We start from the raw sequence: 1,261 nt of genomic DNA on the forward strand, positions 1-1,261 counted from the left end.
AACAGTACTTACTATCAAAACCTGAAGCCAGAGAAGACTACCCTTTTGGCCCAGATGTTATGGTTCCGAAAATTAAGGCTAAGATGTTTGCTACGCTTGGCGTTAATGACAACATTGCCCAAATGAACCTAAAGTGCGACCCAGATCAAGCAAACGAGCTACGCGACCTTTTTGAAGCCGTAAAGCCCGGTTACCACATGAACAAACTCCACTGGAATACCGTAATTCTTGACGGAAGCATCCCTGTCGGTGAAATTGAACGAATGATCGACCACTCCTACAAACTTGTCGTAAAAAAGCTGAGAAAAGCCGAACGCCAAGCCTTGGAACTGAGTTATGGAAAAGAAGCTTTGTACAAAGATTAGCGAAGACAGGCTAGTCTGTATTCTTACCAGCCAGCAAATTAATCATCATCCTGCATAGGAATTATATACTTCCCCGACTCGAGACCCGATATTCGCTCATTAATCATGGTTTGCTCGGCGCCTGATAAGGCAAGCGACTCATTATTGGGATAAAATCTGTACTCTTCTTTATCTCCGTCAAATTTTATTTTACCCAGAATTTGACCGCTATTACTTATGCAATCAAGCTCTTGCTGAATTGGCCAGAACAGCACCATTTACCACTCCCTCTTAAAACAATTCTATCTCCGAATAATAATCGCAGATAATACTTGCGCAAACAAAAGATTTAAGTAGTTAAGCAATTTGAACGCTTGCAAGCTTAGCAATTGGCGTTAACGTAAAATAGCAACAATCGCTGGATGATCTGAGTAGCTGCCGGTGGACACCGCGTAATCATCAAGACAGGTCAACCCACGATACAAAATATGGTCAACTAGAGACTTCTTGCGGTGCTTGGGTTTTGAGTGAGATTCTATACTGTCTTGCATTCTGCAACTACTGGCTGATAATAAGGAGCCTTTAGCTCGTAACAACTTCAACACTGTAGAGTTCGCTGTATCGTTAAAATCCCCTAAAGCAATAACCTTCGCGACTTTAGTCGAGGAAAAATCGTTTGCTTCGCGTTCAACGGCTTTCGACAGCGCCAATGCCTGGCTTTCACGCTTTAAGCGCTTGCTCTTGCTATCATTTCGCTTCGATAGAAAATGAGAGCTTATAACTGCGACTTGCTCCCCGGAAGCATTATCTAAGTAGAAGCGTGCACCGACAACCTTACTCAGACACTTTTTCTTTTTGACACCATTGGTTTTTCCGCAAGGGAAGCCGTAGTTTGTTAAACTACCTTTGACTGGTTC

3 protein-coding genes are annotated in these 1,261 nt (G+C 42.9%); 1 reads left to right on the plus strand and 2 read right to left on the minus strand.

All coding sequences use genetic code 11. The annotated features are described in order from the left end of the window. A partial coding sequence (locus A3735_RS18175; RefSeq protein ID WP_068638423.1) for an MmcQ/YjbR family DNA-binding protein occupies nucleotides 1-365 on the plus strand: 365 nt, incomplete at its 5' end. Between the two features lie 38 nt (nucleotides 366-403). On the opposite strand, the gene A3735_RS18180 is transcribed toward A3735_RS18175, so the two are convergent. Further along, complete coding sequence (locus A3735_RS18180) at nucleotides 404-622, minus strand: hypothetical protein (protein WP_068508004.1); 219 nt, start codon at nucleotides 620-622, stop codon at nucleotides 404-406. 117 nt (nucleotides 623-739) lie between these two features. Then, nucleotides 740-1,261: hypothetical protein (locus A3735_RS31115; protein WP_197485930.1), on the minus strand; the 522-nt coding region annotated here is incomplete at its 5' end.

Source organism: Oleiphilus sp. HI0061, from assembly GCF_001635675.1.

Bases quoted from the DNA above. Each gene is read 5' to 3' on its own strand.
- A3735_RS18180 (WP_068508004.1), bottom strand. From the start codon at position 622: ATGGTGCTGTTCTGGCCAATTCAGCAAGAGCTTGATTGCATAAGTAAT.